This window comes from Prevotella sp. P3-92 (genome assembly GCF_002251205.1).
In the GTDB taxonomy this organism is placed as follows: Bacteria; Bacteroidota; Bacteroidia; order Bacteroidales; family Bacteroidaceae; genus Prevotella.
The window spans coordinates 1-3,233 of sequence record NZ_NPJE01000019.1; the positions used below are offsets into that span (position 1 = coordinate 1).

Annotated in this window: 3 protein-coding genes; all 3 read left to right on the forward strand. The window is 45.3% G+C overall.

Annotated elements, in window-relative coordinates:
• Window positions 1-508: 508 nt before the first annotated feature.
• The 3 genes from CIK93_RS03030 to CIK93_RS03040 all read left to right on the forward strand — a co-directional run bounded on the left by CIK93_RS03030 (window position 509) and on the right by CIK93_RS03040 (window position 3,067).
• Entirely contained in the window at window positions 509-703 is a 195-nt protein-coding gene (locus CIK93_RS03030; protein ID WP_094446542.1) for a hypothetical protein, read from the forward strand.
• Between the two features lie 420 nt (window positions 704-1,123).
• On the forward strand, window positions 1,124-1,285 hold the full coding sequence (locus CIK93_RS13585) for a hypothetical protein (RefSeq protein ID WP_158215461.1): 162 nt from the start codon (window positions 1,124-1,126) through the stop codon (window positions 1,283-1,285).
• A 618-nt stretch (window positions 1,286-1,903) separates the two neighbouring features.
• Window positions 1,904-3,067: a hypothetical protein gene (locus tag CIK93_RS03040; protein WP_144007634.1), complete on the forward strand. Its 1,164-nt coding sequence runs from the start codon at window positions 1,904-1,906 to the stop codon at window positions 3,065-3,067.
• Window positions 3,068-3,233 lie beyond the last annotated feature (166 nt).

Genomic DNA, 3,233 nt, shown 5'->3' on the forward strand with positions numbered 1-3,233 from the left:
TACCTCTTCGACAGACCGATTCTACCTTTTTACAACAAAGGTACGAAACTGTCTTTAGCAATCATAGTTTTACCTTGATTATTTAACATTTATGCGACTGCGTCGCATTCTTCTGCAAACTTAGAGTGTCTTCCGTGTGCTCCGTGGATTATTATCATCGGAATTTAGACGGAATTTATACGGAAACAAAATCTTTAAGAAAATCTTAACAGAAAATGCGCTCTTCCTCAGGGTGTTGCCCTAGGCTAGGGAAACCATTGGGCTTTCAGCCCGTTTTTGCTTGTGTATCAAAATCTTTAGAAGAATCTTTAACTAGAATCTCTAAACTTTAAACTACAAACTCTAAACTAAATACTCCGTGTACTCCGTGTGTTCCGTGGATTATTCAGTTGGTCCGTGGACTTTTACCAGAGTGAGGGTATAGATGGAAATTTATTGATATTTTTACCGGACAAATTTGATTAATTTTTCCAATAACAATAATTAAAAACCAAAAACAACTAAAAACATGAGCAAAAACAAGACTCTGTACAAGTATGAATTCGCCAACAAGTTAGGCGTCAGTCTTAAAACATTTGGAAGATGGATCGAGCCTTATCGTGATGATCTGGAAAAGTTGGGTGTGAAGCGTAAAGGACAACTTCTTACTCCTGGCGCAGTAAAATTTCTATGTAAGGTATTCTGCGTTGATTTAGATGAATAACGGAGAATGTTGGACAATGTTAGACAATGTTGGACATTATTGGACATTGTTGGACAATGTTGGACAGTCACCTTTTCAGACTTTGTACCTTTGCAAACGACAACAGGTGATGAGCCCTGAATGATGAGGGGAAGACACCACGAGAATCTAAAACAGTTTAAAACCAAAGATTATGACAAAAATCAGAAATCCAACAACAGGGAAGAGGGAAGTAAGATGCACTAAAACGCATCATTATCCGATGGACACCCTACCAGTTATCGTTCGGTTCTCGTTCACTTCTCGTTAGGTCCTCGTTCGTCTCTCGTTCGTCTCTCGTTGCTTATTCGTTAGTCTATCGAAGACCTATCGAGGACCGAACGAAGAACAAGCGAAAAACGAACGAAAGAGCGACGAGAAAACGACGAGAAAGGAGCGAAAATGCGACGAGGAAGGAGCGATACAGTTCCTTGCTGGTGGCGAGATAGCATGGGATGGAATCCCAGGGTGGAGGTCGGAGGCATAACAGGAGCTGCTTCGCAACTGAGGGAATTGATTGAAGTTAAAGAAGTTATCACTTCCTACGGTCGTTCGGGAAGTTAAGAGACAATAGCCTTTTGCCGTAAGACCTAGGACATTTGTCCCTTAACTTCTCTCTAACTTCCCTAACTTCCCTTAACTTCCCCACATGCGCAACTGATGGAATTGATTGAAGTAAAAGAACGTTTTCGTTAAGCCAAATGAGCAGAATAAAGCTCGCTTTAATTCTGCCATGGCGAGAAAACGAAGGATGAAATCCAACGTTTTCGTTAAGCCAGATGAGCAGACCCGAGCTCGTTCGAGGTCTGCCATGGCGAGAAAAGGTGCCATAAAATGGAACGTTTTCGTTAAGCCAAATGAGCAGAATAAAGCTCGCTTTAATTCTGTCATGGCGAGAAAAGGTGCCATAAAATGGAAGTTATCACTTCCTACGGTCGTTCGGGAAGTTAAGAGACAATAGCCTTTTGCCGTAAGACGTAGGACATTAGTCCCTTAACTTCTCTCTAACTTCCCTAACTTCCCTTAACTTCCCCACATGCGAAAGTTCAGTTAAATTCATTCCGCCAATATTGGCACAAAATCAACGTTTTCGTTAAGCCAAATGAGCAGAATTAAGCTCGCTTTAATTCTGCCATGGCGAGAAAACGAAGGATGAAATCCAACATTAAAACAACAAACATTATGGCAATTTTAAACGGTATTATTTCAAAACTTTGTGGTTCAGCAGGTAATCTCACCTTCAAACGAAACGGTGGACAGACGGTGGTATCAGAGAAGATCACCCAGAAGAAAGACGCGAAGACGGGTCAACAGCTGAAACAGCGGATGAAATGGGCGAACATCATCAGAGAATATCAGGTGTTGCAACCCTATATGAAGCTCGCCTTCGGCGGTACACGCAACAGACGTAGCGACTACCATAAATTCGTGTCGTCGAACCTCTCACACTCTCCTGTGTATCTCACCAAGCCTGACGTGAATGCAGGCATCTGCATCGTTGCACCCTATGAGATCACACATGGTAAGGTGAAGTCGATATCGGTGACCGGTAAGGGTAACCAGGCGGTGACAGACATCGATCTCGGAGACCTGGTCATCACAGCAGAGACCACCGTGGCAGAGTTCTCGAATGCCGTGGTGCAGAACAACAGGGGGTATGATTACGGGGACCAGATCACCTACTTCCTCCTCACACAAGAGGTGAACGACGTGACACACGTGCCGATGGTGAATGTGGATGCCAGTAGCGTGGTACTCGTGAGACGTAGTGAAACGAAACTACTGTCCCTTGCAGACGTTCGTGGCTTCTCTATCCAGGAGGGCTGTCTCGCAGCACAGCAGAATCATGACTTCGGCAACCACGGTATGGTATGGATTCACTCCCAGAAGAGAAAAAACAAAACGGAGATATCGGCTCAGTACCTCATCGTGGAGAACAAGCTATTGGAGGCTTACCAGAATGATGAGGCGTACGAAGAGGCGGTGAACAGCTATGGCGGTTCGACCGACATCTTCCTCTCGCCCGATGAGAAGTCTAACAAGGAAAAGGCTGATGAGGCGGTGTCGCCTACTACCCCAACAGACACGAAGAAGACGCTGACACTGGTGGCGAACCCGATGGGCGGTGGCAGTGTGACCGGCGGCGGTAAGTATGAGGCTGGCACGGAAGTGACCATCACCGCTACGCCATCGGAGAACTACACCTTTAAGAGATGGAGTGATAACGACACCTCTGCGTCACGTACCATCACGGTGAATAGCAGTCAGACGCTCACAGCCTACTTCGAGACGGTGACTGGTGGGGATTCGTCTGAACAGAACCCTGGTGGCGGATTGGAGGGGTAACAGATAACCACAAGAGAGATTTATGCAACTAATCCTATTTTTATATTTAAAAACTACGAGTATGAGAATTAATTGGAAGCGCGTAGCGCTGTATGTTCTGAGAGTGATAGAACTGGTGATCACTGGTGCTGCCGGCGGGGCTATGACCCAGCTGTAATGCGGATCA

Excerpts from the sequence above, each read along its gene's own strand:
- CIK93_RS03030 (WP_094446542.1), top strand. The coding sequence starts at position 509 with ATGAGCAAAAACAAGACTCTGTACAAGTATGAATTCGCCAACAAGTTA.
- CIK93_RS13585 (WP_158215461.1), top strand. The coding sequence starts at position 1,124 with ATGCGACGAGGAAGGAGCGATACAGTTCCTTGCTGGTGGCGAGATAGC.
- CIK93_RS03040 (WP_144007634.1), top strand. The coding sequence starts at position 1,904 with ATGGCAATTTTAAACGGTATTATTTCAAAACTTTGTGGTTCAGCAGGT.